Below are 19,145 nucleotides of genomic sequence, written 5' to 3'. Positions count from 1 at the left end.
TCTTGTTTGTGGCAATATTTTTATAAGTACGGCCAGCCAACCTATCCCGAAGGGAATCGCTAGAGTCGGTCTGAGCGCACCAAATTTCGGGGTGGATAGCGGACTGTAAGCTTTTGTAAGAGGTCAATTAGGCCACAACTTCCGCCCTAGTTAACCGCACTCATAAATTCATAATCCTGTTTAAAGATTATGATGGTTGTGAGACGATGTATTAACGGATAACAACAGGAATCCCCTTGATTGCGAGGAACCAACGTGCAGCCAACAGACCCTAGCAAATTTACAGATCAAGCCTGGGAAGCCATTGTCAAATCCCAGGATGTAGCCCGCCGCTTTGCCAATCAGCAGCTAGAGGTTGAACATTTAGCCATCGCCCTTCTCGAACAGCAAGGCCAGGCAAACAGCATTCTCAGCAAAGCTGGAGTCGATGCCCCCCGCTTGGCCCAGCAGTTAGATGCTTTTGCCAAACGACAGCCCAGAGTTGCCAACGCTGACCAACTATACCTCGGTCGCGGCTTAGAAGTTATGTTAGATGTTGCCGAGGCCACCAGGGCGACTTGGCAAGATAATTTTATCGCCGTTGAACATTTATTAATTGGCTTAGTAGAAGACGAACGAGTCGGTCGCAGGTTGCTGACAAAAGGCGACGGCCCGCCGGGCCGCCCCGGTTACGATCGCAAACCCCCAGCCGGTACGATCGATCGACCAAAACTCGAAGAAGCAATCAAATCTGTCCGCGCCACTACTAAAGCCCAAGAAAAAAATTCCGAAACTGGGAAAGGCAGCCGCAGCAGCGCTAAAGCCCAAGATCAAGATGGCGAAGCTAGCTCCGACGCCCTCAGCAAGTACGGCCGCGATTTGACAGAAGCCGCCAAAGCCGGCAAACTCGACCCAGTAATCGGCCGCGACGAGGAAATCCGTCGCGTGGTACAAGTTCTTTCTCGCCGTCAAAAAAACAATCCGGTGTTAATTGGCGATCCCGGAGTCGGAAAAACTGCGATCGCCGAAGGTTTAGCCCAGCGAATTGTCAACGGCGACGTACCGGAATCTTTGAAAAATCGCCAGCTATTTAGCCTTGACATGGGCAGTTTAATTGCTGGGGCAAAATTCCGGGGCGAATTTGAAGAACGATTGCGGTCTGTACTGCGGGAAGTCATCGATTCCGACGGGCAAATTGTCCTATTTATTGACGAATTGCACACGGTTGTCGGCACCGGCGGCGGTGGCAGTTCCGGTTCGGGAATGGATGCGGGAAATTTGTTAAAACCAATGTTGGCGAGAGGCGAATTGCGCTGCATCGGCGCTACAACTCTCGACGAATTCCGCAAGAATATTGAAAAAGATCCTGCACTAGAACGTCGCTTTCAACAAGTATTTGTCGGCGAACCCAGCGTTGAAGATACTGTTTCGATTTTGCGCGGATTGAAAGACCGTTACGAACGCCACCACGGGGTAAAAATTACTGATTCGGCCCTGGTAGCTGCTGCAACTCTGTCTTTTCGCTATATTTCCGATCGCTTTTTGCCGGACAAGGCGATCGACCTGGTAGATGAAGCGGCCGCCCACTTGAAAATGGAGATTACCTCTAAACCTGTGGAATTGGAAGGCATTGACCGCCGGGTGATGCAGTTGGAAATGGAAAAATTGTCGATAGAAGGCGAAGGAAAAGGTGCTCTAGCCCCTGGGCTCGGCTTCCGCGTCGAACGCATCACATCTGAGATTGACATCTTAAAAGTCAAGCAGGAAAAATTATCCTCTCAGTGGTTGGGCGAAAAGCAGTTGTTGGATGCAATCAATAAATTGAAAGCAGAAGAAGACCAACTGCGAGTGCAAATCGAACAAGCAGAAAGGGCTTACGATTTGAATAAAGCCGCACAGTTAAAGTACGGCAAGTTGGAAACTGCCGTGCGCGATCGCGAAGCGAAAGAAGCGGAACTTTTGAAACAGCAAGCTCAAGGTTCTTCCCTGCTGCGCGAAAAAGTTACTGAGGGCGACATTGCGGAAATTGTCGCCAAATGGACGGGCATTCCGGTTAACCGGTTGTTAGAGTCCGAACGCCAAAAATTGCTGCAATTGGAAAAACACTTGCACCAAAAAGTCATCGGTCAAGAGGAAGCTGTAACAGCCGTGGCAGCGGCAATTCGGCGCGCTCGGGCGGGCATGAAAGACCCCGGGAGGCCGATCGGCTCTTTCTTGTTTATGGGCCCCACAGGCGTCGGAAAAACTGAGTTAGCGCGGGCGTTGGCGGAGTTTTTGTTTGACAGCGATGATGCGATCGTCCGCATCGATATGTCGGAATACATGGAGAAACACAGCGTTTCCCGGTTGGTAGGAGCTCCCCCCGGATATGTCGGTTACGATGAAGGGGGACAACTTTCGGAAGCAGTGCGGAGACATCCTTATTCGGTAGTGCTGTTTGATGAAGTGGAAAAAGCGCACCCGGACGTATTTAACATTTTGCTGCAAGTGTTGGATGACGGCAGAATTACCGATTCTCAAGGTCGAGTGGTTGACTTTAGAAATACCGTAATTGTGATGACTAGCAATATCGGCAGCGACCACATTTTAGACGTGTTTACTAAGAAGGAAAAAACCGTCAAAAAACCTGCTAGCCGGAAGCAGGAAACGAAAGATTTGTCAAGTCAAAAGACAGATTATAAAGTGGCTGCCGACGGTACTGTCGAGGTGTCGGCCCAGCGAGTTGATGTTGAGAGTGTAACCAAGAGTGAAAACAAGAGTGAAAACAAGAGTGAAAATGAAAATTTATTGACTCAAGAACGGGAGACCGACCAAGAGTACGAACAGATGTTAAAACGGGTAATGACAGCCCTGCGATCGCACTTTCGGCCCGAATTTCTCAATCGAGTGGACGAGATAATTTTGTTCCACACTTTGAGCAAGGTCGAACTGCGGCAAATAGTCAGCATTCAAGTGAAGCGGATCGAGCGGTTGTTGGCCGAGCAAAAAATTACTTTGGAACTGTCGGATGCGGCGAAAAACCATATCACAGATGTCGGTTACGATCCGGTTTACGGCGCTCGTCCCTTGAAACGCGCCATCCAGCGGGAGCTGGAAAACCCGCTGGCAAACAAAATTCTGGAAAATGCGTTTGTGGAGGGTGATACAATTGCGATCGACTGCGAAAATAACACTTTGCAGTTTCGCAAAAAAGATTCTCGCCCAGCGCTAGTCGGTAATAGTTTGTAGTTGCCGAACAGCTAGGAAAAGGCATCCTGCCTGTTCCACAAATAATAAGTCTTCTTGTGGAACAGGCATCCGCCCTGTTATTGAAAATTAGCAACAGGCAAGATGCCTGTTCCACAAACCCTCAATTCTCTTGTGGAACAGGCATCCTGCCTGTTATTGAAAATGGTGAAACCTGTTACTTGATATCAAGAATTCGAGATGGTGCGGCTACCATAGGCATCCATGCTATAGGCAGGAACGCGAACGCTGTAATCCATCTCTGTTGCTGTGATTGCTACAGCCAATTTTTCAAAAGATTCATCGTTCCAATTCCGCTCGTGGATGGGCTTTGACTGTTCCCCGAGGAAATATGCTTGAGTGCCAATTAATGCTGCTGCGACCCAACCGACGATTAAAAGAGAGATTACAATAGCCATATTTGCTTTTTCCTTAACTTTTGTTGCTTTATGTAAACTAATGTAACGAAAATTAGTAATAAACGTCAAGGTACTGTAATGTCGTGGCAACCGTCCGGCAGGTAGTAAATACCGCACCTTTGACGGCAGCGCCAGAGGGGAAGAAGGAGAGAGAGCGAGAGTATGTATGGTGGGCACTACCGCGCATCGGTAGCTAGCACAGTACCCGGATTGTGAACTGTATCCGAAATAGCAAACAGATTGTTGAAATTTTATAGTTAAGAACTTATAAGTTTTGCGTTAATAAATTACGATTAAAAGTCTGCGGCTGGCATGAGGAATAGCGGCCAAATTATAAGTTATGATTTATCAGTTTGGATGGGAACTAACAAATCCCAATTACCAAATTTTAAGTACAAATTACCAATTACCAATCATCGCTACAAATCATGCCAAACTCAATGTTAAATGACGACCCGTTGTGGTTCAAAGACGCGATTATTTACGAAGTACCAGTTCGGGCTTTTGCCGACAGCAATGCAGACGGCATCGGCGACTTTAGAGGGCTGACAGAAAAACTGGATTACCTGCAAAACTTGGGAGTAACAGCAATTTGGGTACTACCATTTTTTCCATCGCCGCTCCGAGACGACGGCTACGATACATCTCACTATACCACCGTAAACCCGATTTACGGCACATTAGAGGACTTTAAAGACCTTTTAGAAGCAGCGCACCAACGGGGAATTCGGGTCATTATTGAGTTAATTGTTAACCACACTTCCGACCAGCACGCTTGGTTTCAGCGAGCGCGCCGCGCCCCGAAAGGAAGTAACGAAAGAGATTTTTATGTGTGGAGCGACACGCCGGAAAAATATCAAGATGCTCGGATTATTTTCAAAGATTTTGAAACCTCTAATTGGGCTTGGGATGCCGTAGCAAAAGCTTATTACTGGCACCGTTTTTATTCCCACCAACCCGATTTGAATTACGACAATCCGGCCGTCCGCCAAGCCATCTTAGATGTGGTGGATTTCTGGTTGGCACTGGGAGTAGACGGACTGCGGATGGATGCGGTGCCTTACCTGTATGAGCGCGAAGGTACTAACTGCGAAAACCTGCCAGAAACTCACGTATTCCTCAAGCACTTGCGGAAGCACGTAGATGAGAAATTCCCGAACCGGATGCTGCTTGCTGAGGCGAATCAGTGGCCGGAGGATGCGGTTGAATATTACGCTGCTGGGGATGAATGTCACATGAACTTTCATTTTCCGCTGATGCCGCGTTTATTTATGGCTTTGTATATGGAAGATAGCTTCCCCATTAGCGACATTCTCCAGCAAACTCCGCAGATTCCCAATAACTGTCAGTGGGCCTTGTTTTTGCGGAATCACGATGAATTGACGCTGGAAATGGTGAGTGATGAAGACCGAGATTATATGTATCGGGTTTACGCTCAAGACACTCAGGCGAGAATTAATTTGGGCATCCGCCGCCGCTTGGCTCCTTTGATGGGAAATAACCGCCGCCGCATCGAGTTGATGAATGCTTTGCTGCTGTCTCTTCCGGGTACGCCGGTGCTTTACTACGGCGATGAAATTGGCATGGGAGACAATATCTATTTGGGCGATCGCAACGGGGTGAGAACTCCGATGCAGTGGAGTGGCGATCGCAATGCCGGTTTTAGCCGTGCTAACCCGCAGCGACTGTATGCACCGCCAATTGTTGACCCTGAATATCACTACGAATCTGTTAACGTGGACGCGCAGCGGGCGAATCCGAGTTCTCTTTGGTGGTGGATGAAACGCCTGATTGCAATTAGGCAGCGCTTCCAAGCATTCGGCCGCGGAACTTGCGAGTTTCTCTACCCGGAAAACCGTAAAGTTTTAGCTTTTGTACGCACTTATCAAGACGAACACATCCTCGTAGTGGCTAATTTGTCGCGCTTCGTCCAGACGGCAGAATTAGACCTTGCGCCCTTTAAAGGTGCTGTTCCGGTGGAGATTTTCGGCCGCACGGAGTTTCCTGCTGTTGGCGAAGATCCTTACTTTTTGTGCTTGAGTCCTCACACGTTTTACTGGTTTACTCTTACTGTTAAACATGAAGATTTGGCCCTGCACGGTGTTCCCACAGACTTGCCTACTTTGGCGGTGATAGGCAATTGGAAAACTGCTTTTGCTACAAGTCAGTTAAGCGATATGCTGCTTAATATTTTGCCGGGATACCTGCGGCGCCATCGCTGGTTTAGCGGTACAGCTCGGACAATTCAATCATTAGAAATAAGTGAGATTGTACCGATTGAATGTAAAGATAGTGCGGGGGAGCAATCTCAAGTTTACATTCTGTTTTTGCAGTTGAATTATACTGAAGGTATGCCGGAAACTTACGTTTTGCCTTTAGGTTGGGAAGAGATTAAAGGCGATGTGGACGATCGGGCGATCGCGCGCCTCCACTTCCCAGAAACCAACAAGGAAGTCGGCGTACTATTTGACGCTGCCGGAGACAAAGGTTTTCTGAGCGCGCTGCTGGGGGCGATCGCCACTTCTCGCAGTTACAGAGGTGCTGCAGGTCAACTGCTAGGAATTGCCGACAGTGCATTCAGCTCCGAACAAGATTTATCGCAGCTCGACCCTCACCTGTTCAAAAAAGAACAAAGCAATACATCCGCAGGTTACGGCGACCGCTTCGTCCTGAAAATATTGCGAAAAGTCGAGGAAGGAATCAACCCCGAATTAGAAATCGGACGCTTTTTAACCCATCTCAACTCGATTCAACACTACGCTCCAATTGCCGGAGCATTGGAATATCACACACCAGGAAAACAAGTCCTTACCGTCGGAATACTGCAAAAATTAATCCCCGACAGCATAGACGCTTGGTCTTATACATTAGACACACTGCGCGACTATTTCGAGCAAGTAATGACCGTAGAAGCAAAGCATTCCGGCGAGAATTTATCTACGGCCCCCGAAAATTATTTACCGAGCGCTTTGACCGGACAAATGCCGCGGAACTCAAACTCGCTAGTAGCGGATTTATCCCTAGAAATTCCTGCATTAGCTCGCGAACTCATCGGCTCTTACTTAGCATCAGCCGAACTTTTAGGTCAGCGGACAGCCGAACTTCACCTCGCTTTAGCTGGTGACACAGAAAATCCCGCTTTTGCCCCAGAAAGCTTCACCTCTTTTTACCAGCGTTCCATCTATCAACACATGAGAAATCTGGCAGGAAGAACTTTGCTGGATCTGAAAAAACGGATGTCCAAACTGCCGCCCGAAATACAAAAATCGGCGCAAAAGCTGCTCAACCGCGAAGATTTGCTCATGGAACGTTTCAAGTCTATTTTGAACTTGAGAATCACGACCGATAGAATTCGCTGTCACGGAGACTTTCATTTCGGGCAAGTTCTTTATACAGGCAAAGACTTCGTAATTATTGATTTCGGAGGAGAACGCGATCGACCATTAAACGAGCGGCGGATGAAGAGGTCGCCCCTGCGAGATGTTGCGGGAATGCTGCAATCTATAAGTTACGCTGTTACTTTGGCACTCCGCAATGAAGTAGAAAGTGGCATGATTCGCCCTGAAAATCTCCCGGAGATGCAGCAGTGGGCGAACGTTTGGCACCGCTGGGTCAGCCTAACTTTTGTTAAGAGCTATTTGGCAACAGCAGCCGATGCAGATTTCTTGCCCAAATCTATACCGGAACTACAAGTTTTGCTGGATGCTTACATTTTGGAAAAAGCGGTTGGCGAGCTAGCCTACGAACTTAATTACCGCTTGGATTGGGCGCACATTCCGCTTCAGCGGATTGTAGAATTGCTGAATTTATAAGGACGGGTTTATCTATACTCGTTAGGGTGCGTGACTTTCTAGCCACTCAAGTGGCAGCGAGATGCTGGAAAGTCACGCACCTTACATGATACGAAATCTGCTTGAACAACCATTTCCAGCGGCGAATATTAGGTAAGAGTCACAACTGATTCACGTATCTTTGCGATCGCTTTGATAATTTCTTCTCGATTCTTACCTAATTGTATCCATTTGGGAAGTCGAGAGAACAGACTCTGATTCGACCAGCCATAAATTTCATGAGGTTTTCGTTCCCTCAGCTTTGCCCGAACAAAAGCCTCAATAAATTCTAAATGTCGAAGGTTGAAAGCCCAAAGTGTCTTACCGCAACAGGAAGTTTGAAGCCACAGAGGATAGTGGAAGTAGTTATCCTGTGCCTTACTATACCAGCTTTCAATATTCTGTTCAGACCAATCTTTTGAGGAACCACAAGTTGTACAGGAAAATCTGCGAGGAGCAAAGCTATCGACCTTATCAGGATCTATACAACCCACGATCGCACATGAACCACAAAAAGGGCATCTCACCAAAAATTCATTCTGGAATGAGTAGATGTCTTCACGAGTATCTTTAAATCGCTCCATACTTACGATTTTAAATAAAGAGACGTTTGATATAAAACTTGTTCTTGATGCGTTAACAAAGTGCAGTCAGAAAGCGGGTAAGCTACACAAGTAACAGCGTAGCCAGCTTGCAATTCAGACGGCTTCAAAAACTTTTGTTCGCTTTGGTCGATTTCACCGCTCAGCAGTTTGACAACGCAAGCAGAACACTCTCCTTGCTTGCATCCATTCGGCAAGCGGATGCCGGCATCTTCTGCGATATCTAAGATATACTGGTCGTCTGGTACTGCGATCGTGCGATCGAGCGCGAGAGCCTCATTCACCAACCGGACTTGATAAACAGCCATTTCCACCTCTTATATTTGGATTGCTTGTATTCAACTAAAATAGATGATTACAAGTTACAGAAAAAATCAAAATGTAGGGTGCCGGCGGAGGATATGCCGCTATACATGATACCTAAAAAACCCAGTATTTTCAGAACACCGGGTTTTTGAGAAACCACAACCTCGATCGCTATACTAGACAAGCGCTTCTTGATAATCGAGATTTTCATCTAGATAAATAGCCCGAATATCCTCCGGCAAGTTGGATTCTAAACTTTGATATCCTTTTTGCAGCAAAGCCTTTACCTGAGCGGGGGAAATAGCTTCGCCTTCTGCTTGCAAATAAGCTGCTATTCGAGTTTCGCTCCAGCGGAAAGTCTGAGCCATCAACACCACTAAACGCGGCAGCGGCGCTAACAATTCCAAGGCTTGTTTGACGTAACACCACAGGGGAGGCGGAGCCGACTGCAAAGAATAGTGAATCGACTCAACAGGGGGCAATTCAGCTTGATTTATGCAGACTGCGGTGACATTAATCAGCCAGTTTTGGAGACTGAGATTTCCGCCATCAGACTCTTGGGTTTCGCGGCGCAAATCTAGGCCTCGGAGTTCGTGATAGATGTGCAGCCAAGTGTGGGCAAATAGGTAATCGCCTTGTACGGGCGATCGTACGGAATGGCGAATCAGGGAGTGTACAATTTGAGCGTAGCGGCAAAAAATCGCCGTGAAGAAGCGACCCTGATCGGGATGGTTTTGAAACAGAGTCAATAATTCCTGGTCGCTGTGATGGAACAGGGATTTGACCACAGGATGGTTGAGTTCGGAAAAATTAGGGGTTTGCACAATAGTTATGGAATAGCTTTGAGAATAAATGCTGGTGCAGCCCGATTCTACAACACGATATACATTTGATGCAAGTGCTGGCAAAGTATGTTGATAATTAAGTCAATTAATTATATGATTGAAATTGATTTAAATTGTATGTGACGCTATTTTAATGTAAAGTAGTACATATAAACTCTCTTGGCTCAGCACCACTAAAAATTGAATTAAGTTGTTATATCAAGGGTAAAGCCCTTTTCATTCTATTCTAATTTTATGACCTCCATTCTATTTCCAAAAATGTTTGTATTTCTTGAAGGATTCGCACAAGCATGAGCACCTTGAAACAAGTTAGCATCTATACTCGCGGTATAACTACGGCAAGCGGTGCTGGCGGATATGGGGTAATCTTGCTGTATGAAAATCATCGCAAGGAACTATCCGGCGGATTTCATTTAACTACAAACAATCGTATGGATATTATTGCTGCAATTGAAGGCCTGAAAGCACTCAAAACTCGATGTAAAGTGACGCTATATAATAACAACGGCTACCTTGTAGATGCTATTGTCAACAATTGGGCGCTGCGCTGGCAAGCTAATAACTGGAAGAATAGCGAACAGAAACCTACTGCTAACGTAGATTTGTGGGAGCAACTACTCCAATTCTGTTCGCAACACGACGTTGAGTTTATTAGAATTAAGCAATATTCGGGCAACCCAGAGTATCAACGCTGCAATTATATTTCCAAACAAGCAGCCAATCAACAAAACTTACCCGCCGATGAAGGCTATCAACGGTGAACCTCGCTAGGAAAACCATATCCTCCGCCCCCAGGAGTCTCAATGACAAACACATCCCCCGGCTGCATTTCCACAGTCGCCGTACTCCCCAAATCCTCAACTTTTCCCTCCACCGTTTCAACATAATTTCGCCCAACTTTCCCCGCTTCACCCCCATTCAAACCGCAGGGAGAAATCACCCGCCGCCCCGATAAAATTCCCGCCGTCATCGCCTCTCGAAACCGCACTCGTCGCACAACTCCATTACCGCCGCGATGAGATCCATTCCCCCCACTATTAGCCCGAATTTCAAAATTTTCTAACAACACTGGGAACCGCCATTCTAATACTTCTGGATCGGTTAAACGCGAATTAGTCATGTGAGTTTGAACCGCATCCGTACCATCAAAACTTGCACCCGCACCCGCACCGCCGCAAATAGTTTCATAATATTGATAGCGCTGATTTCCAAAGGTAAAATTATTCATAGTTCCCTGAGAAGCAGCCATCACTCCCAACGCGCAATACAAAGCATCGGTAATATTCTGCGAAGTTTCCACATTACCTGCAACCACCGCCGCTGGATAGCGAGGATTCAGCATACAGCCTCCGGGATTGATGATTTCGAGAGGTTTCAAACAGCCCGCATTTAGAGGAATATCGTCATCTACCAAGGTGCGAAAAACATACAAAACAGCCGCTTTGCCCACGGCTGCGGGAGCATTAAAATTGTTGGATTGTTGAGCAGAAGTGCCAGTAAAATCTATTTTTGCACTGCGCGCTGATTTGTCAATTGTAATCGCTACCTTAATTTGTCCGCCGCTATCCATCGGATAAGTAAACTCGCCATCTTGCAAAACATCAATTACCCTGCGTACCGACTCTTCCGCATTGTCTTGTACGAAGCCCATATAAGCTTGCACAGTCTCTAATCCATAATGCTTTACCATCTCTAGCAGCTCTTCGGCGCCGCGCTTGTTAGCAGCAATTTGTGCTTGCAAATCGGCTATATTTTGAGCGGAATTGCGAACCGGAAAATTCCCCGCTGTCAAAAGTTCTAGTAATTCTTTTTCTCTAAAACTGCCCTCGCTTACTAACAGGAAATTGTCAAGCAATACACCTTCTTCAGTTACTGTTGTACTGTTGGGAGGCATGGAACCGGGAGTGATGCCGCCGATGTCGGCGTGGTGTCCCCGCGAGGCAACATAAAACAAAGGAAGCGAGGAATCACGATCGAATACTGGAGTAATAACGGTGATATCTGGCAAGTGTGTGCCGCCGTTGTATGGATTGTTAGAAACATAAACACTGCCCGGTTGAATCGCATTGCCTTGTGCTAAAATTAAAGCTTCAACGCTTTCGCTCATCGAGCCCAGATGTACGGGAATGTGCGGCGCGTTGGCAACTAATTGCCCGTTTTTGTCGAAAATTGCACAGGAAAAGTCGAGACGTTCTTTGATGTTGACTGAGGAACTTGTGTTTTGCAATGTGACGCCCATTTGTTCCGCGATCGCCCGAAACAAATTATTAAAAATTTCCAGCAAAACCGGATCTGATTTAACCGCAGATAAACGCGAATCAACGCGGATATTATCTGCGTCCATCTGCGTGCATCTGCGGTTCAAAATTAGATCGTTATTTTCGGTGATTTCCCCTTCCCAGCCCGGTTCTACGATATTAGTTCCCGTAGCTTCAACAATCATAGCAGGGCCTTCTATGCAGTCGCCCGATCGCAAATCGTCTCTCTGATAAACAGGCGTTTCCCGCCACCCGCCAGCAACATAGGTTTGCACGGTTGAAATTGGTTGCACAGGCAAGATGCCGGTGCCAGAAGAGAGGGAAATTGTGGATGCTTCCGGCACATCCATTCTTTCTACAACTTCCACCGAAACCGCTTCCACAATCAGCAGTTTTTCTGGCATAATAAAACTGTAACGCTGTCGGTGTGCAGATTCAAATTCAGCCTGCATAACCTCAATATTGTCAGCAAAATTGACCGCCAAAACCGAGTCACTTCCCTGATATTTTAAGCGCAGCTTCCTAACAACTAAAACCTCAGACTCATTCTCTGCGTTGTCTGCGCCTCTGCGGTTCAATTCCCTCTTTACCTCAGCCTCCAATGCAGTTAAAATATAATGCAAATCAGCTAATAATTCTGCATTTAATTGTTGCTCGATCGCCCTTTCACGAATAGCCCGCACATCAGCCAAACCCATACCGTAAGCCGACAACACACCCGCATAAGGGTGAATAAACACCCGTTTCATCCCCAAAGCATCCGCGATCGCACAAGCGTGTTGACCGCCCGCACCGCCGAAACAGCACAATGTATACTCCGAAACATCGTAACCGCGCTGAAGCGAGATTTTTTTGACAGCATTGGCCATCTTTTCCACCGCGATCGCCAAAAAACCCTCCGCCACCTGTTCCGCCGTCCTCTCGCCCCCAATTTCCCCCGCTAATTGCCCAAATTTTTGCTTTACTACGTCAGGGGCGATCGGCAAATCTCCATTCAATCCAAATACTTTCGGGAAAAAATCCGGTTGAATTTTCCCCAACATCACATTGCAATCAGTCACCGTCAAAGGGCCGCCTTTGCGATAGCAAGCAGGCCCAGGATTGGCCCCTGCAGACTCCGGCCCGACGCGGTAGCGAGCCCCGTCAAAAAAGACAATTGAACCGCCGCCGGCTGCTACAGTGTGAATTGCCATCACGGGCGATCGCAATCTCACGCCAGCAATTTCTGTCTCAAATTCGCGTTCGTATTCGCCGTTACAATGGGCAACATCTGTCGAAGTTCCGCCCATATCAAAGGTAATAATTTTATCAAAACCTGCCTTTTTGCTCGTTTGAACTGCACCGACAATTCCCCCTGCAGGCCCGGATAAAATACTATTTTTTCCTTGAAATTGTGCCGCGTCCACTAAGCCGCCGTTTGACTGCATGAACATTAATTTGGGGGATTGGGCATTGGGCATTGGGCATTGGGCATTGGGCATTAATAATCCCTCGTCCCCGGGATCTGCCTCTATTAATTGACTGGTTACTTGTTCGACGTATCGACGTAAAATCGGAGATAAATAAGCATCGACAACCGCAGTATCTCCCCGCGAAACTAATTTCATCAGCGGGCTAACTTCGTGAGATACTGAAATTTGAGTAAAGCCAATTTCTTTCGCTATTTTAGCAACTTGTTTTTCGTGTTCCGAGTAGCGGTAGCCGTGCATGAATACGATTGCACAACTGCGAATTCCCTCATCGTATGCTTGTTGTAAAGATGGGATAAACTCGGGATTGACAGCAGTTAACTCCTCACCTTGAGCGCTGTAGCGTTCCGCAACTTCAATAACTCGATCGTACAGCATCTCCGGCAAAACAATGTGACGCGCGAAAATATTCGGGCGGTTTTGATAGCCAATTCTCAGCGCATCGCGGAAACCTTTAGTAATTAACAGAATTGTGCGATCGCCCTTTCGTTCCAGCAAAGCATTTGTCGCCACCGTCGTCCCCATTTTAATCGCTTCAATTTCGGTGGCGGGTATCGCTGCGTCGGCGGGAATTCTCAAAATATCGCGAATTCCTTGGACTGCGGCGTCGGTGTAGCGTTCCGGGTTTTCCGACAGCAATTTGTGAATGACTAATTTACCGTCGGGGCGCTGGGCGACAATATCGGTAAAAGTGCCGCCGCGATCAATCCAAAATTGCCAGCGATTGCGATCGGGATAAGTAGGATTCATATCTCTTTTTTTTGATATTTTTGCTTGATTAATTTACAATTATTGACCCAACTTCTGTTCTAGTCAATTCATAAAACTCATAACTTCTGGTCATAAAAGTCATAATTTCTGGTCGCTAAAACTAGCAGGGACTCGCTCGCGTTAATTATAGATGTCGAATGCCCTTGACTAACCCCTGACAAACACCAGCCAGAAAATCCAAATCCAAAGTCTCAATCCTATCACTTTCTCGATGATAATGCGGATTTCGCATATTAGCCGTATCCGTCACCATAATAGCCGGATAACCGTTATCCCAAAAAGGAACATGATCGCTGCGGCGAGTATCCGGCACAATTAAACCTCGATTCGGCACCGGCAGCCACTCGCAGGGCTGACCAGATTTGCGAATTTTGCCGCTCAAATTAATCAAATCGGGAACCGTCCGCAAAGTGCCAATTAAAGCAATAAAATTGCCACTATTTGGATAAAAATATTTCAAGCCAGCGGGATAGCTTTGAGAATTAGGATTGTGGTTGCAATAACCCAACATTTCCAAAGAAATCATTAACCGGATTGACTTTTGCTGTTGCTTGTATTTAGCTGCATGATGACTGCTTCCCAAATAACCGTATTCTTCCATATCGAAGGCAACTAATTGCACTGGATATTTGAGCGGCGCAGATGCGATATCCCTTGCGAGTTCCAGCAAAACAGCAACACCAGTAGCATTATCATCGGCCCCAGGCGCTCCGGGTACAGTATCGTAATGAGCACCAATTACGATCGGCGGCAACCGCTTCTTAATCTGCTTTTCAATACCCAGATTGTCTTGCTTCCCCCCCTTAGCAAGGGGTGATTCTTCTTGCTTTTCCCCCTTAGCAAGGGGTGATTCTCCTTGCTTCCCCCCCTTAGCAAGGGGGGGACTGAGGGGGGGTAAATCCAAAATCAAATTGTGATGAATTTGGCCGCGCACTGAAAAATCGTCAATTTCTACAGTTCCCCACTGTGCCAACTGTTCGCGGATGTATTGCTGAGCATAAAAATGCCCTTCGGATGCGAGGTATGGGTTGCGATCGCGTACAATTTGAATCAGATGGCTGTGCAAGCGTTCTTTGAGATTCATGCAGTCTGCTACACAATGATTACAATCAAATTATATTCTGTTTAATCTTATGGCTTGGGACAATGCGTAGCGGAAATGTTAGCAGCAAGGATATTTGACGAACGTGCAGGCAATGAAGTTTCAACAATTTACGGGGCGGTGACAACTGGGAGTATTTAGAAATTTATGAAATTAGAAGGAAGTGTAATTAGTATCGATCTGACTGAATATTACCTCAAAGATGTAAATAAAATTTTGGGGATTTTAGCAATGGGGGCTGTCTCGCAACCAATTGACGTTTGAGTGCGATCGGGATACAGTTACAGAAGAGCCGGAATCAATAGCAACACCTTGGAAATATATACGATAGTTACGCATCAAAACCAAAGAAACCGGGTTTTTGGCCGTTTCTGCAACTGTAACGAAGTATTCTATAAAAAACCCGGTTTTTGACCACCCCTGCGTAAGTCCTCATATAATTATAAGTTAATAAAGCCGCCAAAAAATGGCAGACAACTCCCTACGCATTAATCATGTTGACGATTCAATCCAACTATCTTGGCAGCGGGGCAACTCAATGCCTCGTTCCGCCCCTTTCGTAACCTTTGAACATCCCTTTGACAGCAAAGTATTAGCCGATTTGCGCTGGTATCTCGAAGAGTATCTGCGCTTTCCCTACGGACTTGAACCGGAAAAGGCTAAAAAAATTGAACAGCAGTTGCAAGCTTGGGGACAGCAGCTATTTGACTTAGTATTTCGCAGCAGCGACAAAGCGCGGGAGTTTTTTCAGGAAGCGACACGAGCCGGATTAGATAAATGCGAAATTAGTATTGTTTCCGACAATCCAGCCGTACTCAATTTGCCCTGGGAATTGCTCTTTACCCCAGATTATCAATTTCTTGCACCTTTGCTGGCGGGGATGTATCGCAGTCTTAGCGAGTATGCAGTTCGGGCAGACATGGGAGAAATGTCTGACGAACAATTAAATATTTTATTAGTTATTGCTCGACCCTATGGAGCGAAGGATATTAATTTTCAAACGATCGCCCGCCCCATGCTAGAGGCACTCAAACCTATTCAAAAACAGGTGAATCTCACCGTATTGCGTCCCCCTAGTTTAAAGCAGTTTGAAGCAGAACTTAACGCCCGCAAAGGCTTTTATCATATCGTTCATTTTGACGGACATGGAGAATTTGAAGCTGATAGCAAAACTGTTCAAACTCAGTACGGCAAATCGGGAGAAGGCGTTTTAGTCTTTGAAGATGCAGACGGCGAACCGGAAATAGTTACTGCTAGGGAAATTGCCCAATATTTGACTGATTGCCGCGTGCCGATTTTTATTCTCAATGCTTGCAAGTCGGGACAAGCTGGGGAAGAAGCCTTTTCTTCCGTGGCGGGACAGTTGGTGAAGTTGGGCGCGAAAGGCGTTGTCGCAATGGCTTATTCCGTCTATGCGGCAGGCGCCAAACACTTCATGGCACGGCTGTACGGGGAATTGGTGCGGGGACAAGACATCGCCTCTGCGGTGGCTGCGGGGCGCAAATCTATGTCCATAGACAAACAGCGCCCCAGCCCCAAAGGGCTTTTACCGCTGCAAGATTGGCTGGTGCCCGTGCTGTATCAGCAGGAACCTTGCAGGCCTTTTCGGCCAAAAGCTGCGACTCCCAGTTTTGCAGATTTGATGGCGGAATCTGACACAGAGGCTACGCTGGCGGTAGATTTGCCAGATGTTAGCGCCTATGGGTTTATTGGGCGAGATTACGATATTTTGTCTCTGGAAAGAGCTTTTCGCCAAAATCATGTCGTGCTGTTGCAGGGGATGGGCGGCGTTGGGAAAACTGAGTTGGCCGGAGGGTTTGCGCGGTGGTTGGGTGATACTCAGGGGCGCACGGGAGGCGTTTTCTTCACTTCTTTTGAACGCGGTGTGGGGTTGAGTCAGGTAGTCAATCAAATTGGCTGGGCGCTGGGCGGGGAAAAATTCTCGTCATTGTCGCCGGAAAGACAGCAGGCGGTGGTGCAACAATATTTGCAAACTAATCCTTGTTTGCTGATTTGGGATAATTTTGAACCGTTGAATGGGTTTCCGCAGGGGAATCAGCCGCTTGTACCGGCTGCGGAAAGAGAAAGCTTGAAGCAGTTTCTCAAACAGTTGCGCGGGGGACAATCTTGGGTGCTGATTACCAGTCGGCGCGAGGAAAATTGGTTGGATTGCGGTTACGCGCTGCGGGGGTTAAAGGGATTGGTGCAGCCGGATGCGGAAGAGTTGGCGGCGCGGATTCTGCTGGAAGCGGGGGTTGACAGGGCGAAATTGCCTGGAGAATATCTGGAGTTGCTGAAACTGTTGGGCGGACATCCGCTGTCGCTGAGGGTGGTATTGCGGCATTTGAAGACGCAGACTCCGGTGCAGTTAATTGAGGCGCTGCGGCGGGGATTGGATACTTTCCAGGGTGCAGAGGAGGAAGGGAGAGAGAAATCTCTGGTGGTGTCGCTGGATTATTCCTTTGCCAATTTGTCGGCACGGGCACGGCTGCATTTGCCGTTTTTAGGGCTATTTTCTGAGCGAGTCGATGCACATTGGCTGGATAATTTTTCAGCAACTCCTGATATGGATTGGGGACAAGCATATCGGGTGGTGTTTGGGGAAAATTTGCAGGAATCGGATTGGATTGGACTTTTGAATGAAGCGACTGCGGCAGGAATTCTGGAAGATTTGGGAGAAAGTATTTATAAAGTTCACCCGGCACTGCCTTGGTATTTACGACAACAGTTGGACAAAATGGGTTCCCAGGAGGTAATTAGTAACCTGGAAAAAAAGTTGCTGGATTTCTACGCAATCTTGGCGGATAAATATCGTGAGAAACTTATTGACAATGCGGAACTGGCAAGCTTTGTGCTGCGAGTGGAAGAACCGAATTTATTGCAACAGTTGCGGCTGGCAGAACAGCAGCAGGATTGGGCTTATGCTCAAGTAATTCTGCAAGCCTTGGGGGAGGTGTATGAAAGGTGGGGACGCAAACCGGAATTTAAGTCCCTGCGAGGACGGGCCCTCAACCAAATTGGCTTCCATTTGGCAGAGGCAAAGGCAAAGGGTAAAGATGCTTTTGATTTCTGGATGTATCTGCGGGGAGTGGATGCGAAGGAAGCTGTTCAAAGTGCTGATTTGGAAACAGGAAGAGCAGTTTATCAAGAAATTATCGATGAACTCGTAGCTTTAAATGACCCCTCAGTCAATAACAAGATTGCTAAGATTTATCACAATTTGGGAGTAATAGCCCAAGAGCAACGGCGCTTTGATGAGGCGATCGATTTTTACAATAAAGCTCTCAAAATTTTAAAAGACGCGGAGGATTTTTACCAAGTTGCTACTGTTTATCACCAACTGGGAATAGTAGCAACTTTGCAACGGCGCTTTGATGATGCGAGCGATTTTTACCATAGAGCTCTTAAAATTAGAGAAGATGCACGGGATTCTTACAACGCTGCTAGCGACTATCACCAACTGGGAATAGTAGCCGAAAAGCAACAGCAGTTTGACGAGGCGATCGCTTTTTACAAGGAAGCTCTCAAAATTTATGAAGATGCGGAGGATTTTCACCAGGCTGCTAGGGAGTATCACCAACTGGGAATAGTAGCAACTTTGCAACGGCGCTTTGATGATGCGATCGATTTTTCCAAGAAAGCTCTCAAAATTTATGAAGATGCGCGGGATTCTCACAACGCTGCTAAGGACTATCACCAACTGGGAATAGTAGCCGAAAAGCAACGGCGCTTTGATGATGCGATCGCTTTTTACAACAAAGCTCTCGAAATTTATGAAGATGCGGGGGATTCTCACAAGGCTGCTAACCAGTATCAAGGATTGGGAAACACTGCTAAAGAGCAAGGAGATTTTGACACTGCTGTTGCCTATTTCCAAAAAGCATTTACAGCCTTAAGTGCAGCCAATGATTGGCGTAAAGCTTCCGAAATTATAACTGCATGGGGCGGAACTTTAGAAACCCGATCGAATTGGACGGAGGCGGTTAAAATTTACATTCAAGCGTTAGAAATTGACAGTGAGCATAATCCAGAATGGGTTGGCTCGGATATCCATAATTTAGGGCGCATACTCAAGCAGTTGGGAGACAGTCAGTTTCAGGTAATTTGGCGAGAGTTTACGGGTGATGAGTGTCCGCGAGACTGGTTTTCAGTTATTCAGAAAGCCAGTGAAACAGAGGAGGAGGGAGCAGATTAATTGTCACAGGAGTTACGCATGGGGTCCCATAAACCGGGTTTTTACCAAAAGACGCATTGCGACACGCAGATTCCCGCAAAAACCCGGTTTCTTGGTTTTACGCATGGGGCTCAGAAACCGGGTTTTTACCAAAAGAAGCGTTGC

9 protein-coding genes are annotated in these 19,145 nt (G+C 47.0%); 4 read left to right on the top strand and 5 right to left on the bottom strand.

All coding sequences use genetic code 11. The features are described from left to right. Positions 1–255 precede the first annotated feature (255 nt). Positions 256–3,207, top strand: a complete 2,952-nt coding sequence (locus tag QUA57_RS10405; protein ID WP_333060703.1) for an AAA family ATPase — start codon at positions 256–258, stop codon at positions 3,205–3,207. 185 nt (positions 3,208–3,392) lie between these two features. Here QUA57_RS10405 and QUA57_RS10400 read toward each other — a convergent pair whose 3' ends face one another. Continuing rightward, positions 3,393–3,623 carry a photosystem II protein, Psb35-related gene (locus tag QUA57_RS10400; protein WP_333037381.1) on the bottom strand — a complete coding sequence of 77 codons (231 nt, stop codon included), beginning with the start codon at positions 3,621–3,623 and terminating at the stop codon, positions 3,393–3,395. Positions 3,624–4,051: 428 nt separating this feature from the next. Here QUA57_RS10400 and treS point away from each other — a divergent pair, with 428 nt between their 5' ends. Beyond that, positions 4,052–7,435, top strand: a complete 3,384-nt coding sequence (treS, locus tag QUA57_RS10395) for a maltose alpha-D-glucosyltransferase (protein WP_333060702.1) — start codon at positions 4,052–4,054, stop codon at positions 7,433–7,435. A 604-nt stretch (positions 7,436–8,039) separates the two neighbouring features. Here treS and QUA57_RS10390 read toward each other — a convergent pair. Continuing rightward, the gene (locus QUA57_RS10390; RefSeq protein WP_333060701.1) at positions 8,040–8,363 is read right to left on the bottom strand and encodes a 2Fe-2S iron-sulfur cluster-binding protein; all 324 of its coding nucleotides are present in this window, start codon (positions 8,361–8,363) and stop codon (positions 8,040–8,042) included. 174 nt (positions 8,364–8,537) lie between these two features. Continuing rightward, positions 8,538–9,185 (bottom strand): sigma-70 family RNA polymerase sigma factor, encoded by a 648-nt coding sequence (locus tag QUA57_RS10385; protein ID WP_333060700.1) that lies wholly within the window; start codon positions 9,183–9,185, stop codon positions 8,538–8,540. A gap of 311 nt (positions 9,186–9,496) precedes the next feature. On the opposite strand from QUA57_RS10385, the gene QUA57_RS10380 reads away from it, so the two are divergent. Beyond that, on the top strand, positions 9,497–9,967 hold the full coding sequence (locus QUA57_RS10380) for an RNase H family protein (RefSeq protein WP_333060699.1): 471 nt from the start codon (positions 9,497–9,499) through the stop codon (positions 9,965–9,967). On the opposite strand, the gene QUA57_RS10375 is transcribed toward QUA57_RS10380, so the two are convergent. Then, the gene (locus QUA57_RS10375; RefSeq protein ID WP_333060698.1) at positions 9,958–13,683 is read right to left on the bottom strand and encodes a hydantoinase B/oxoprolinase family protein; all 3,726 of its coding nucleotides are present in this window, start codon (positions 13,681–13,683) and stop codon (positions 9,958–9,960) included. The genes QUA57_RS10380 and QUA57_RS10375 overlap by 10 nt on opposite strands. A 145-nt stretch (positions 13,684–13,828) precedes the next feature. After that, complete coding sequence (locus tag QUA57_RS10370) at positions 13,829–14,788, bottom strand: M20/M25/M40 family metallo-hydrolase (protein ID WP_333060697.1); 960 nt, start codon at positions 14,786–14,788, stop codon at positions 13,829–13,831. A 484-nt stretch (positions 14,789–15,272) separates the two neighbouring features. On the opposite strand from QUA57_RS10370, the gene QUA57_RS10365 reads away from it, so the two are divergent. Further along, the gene (locus QUA57_RS10365; RefSeq protein WP_333060695.1) at positions 15,273–19,001 is read left to right on the top strand and encodes a tetratricopeptide repeat protein; all 3,729 of its coding nucleotides are present in this window, start codon (positions 15,273–15,275) and stop codon (positions 18,999–19,001) included. Positions 19,002–19,145: the final 144 nt, after the last annotated feature.

Origin of the sequence: Microcoleus sp. Pol7_B2, from assembly GCF_036701035.1 — a bacterium.
In the GTDB taxonomy this organism is placed as follows: domain Bacteria; phylum Cyanobacteriota; class Cyanobacteriia; order Cyanobacteriales; family Microcoleaceae; genus Microcoleus.
The sequence above is the reverse complement of the archived record's forward strand: the minus strand, read 5'-3'. Positions and strand labels throughout refer to the sequence as shown.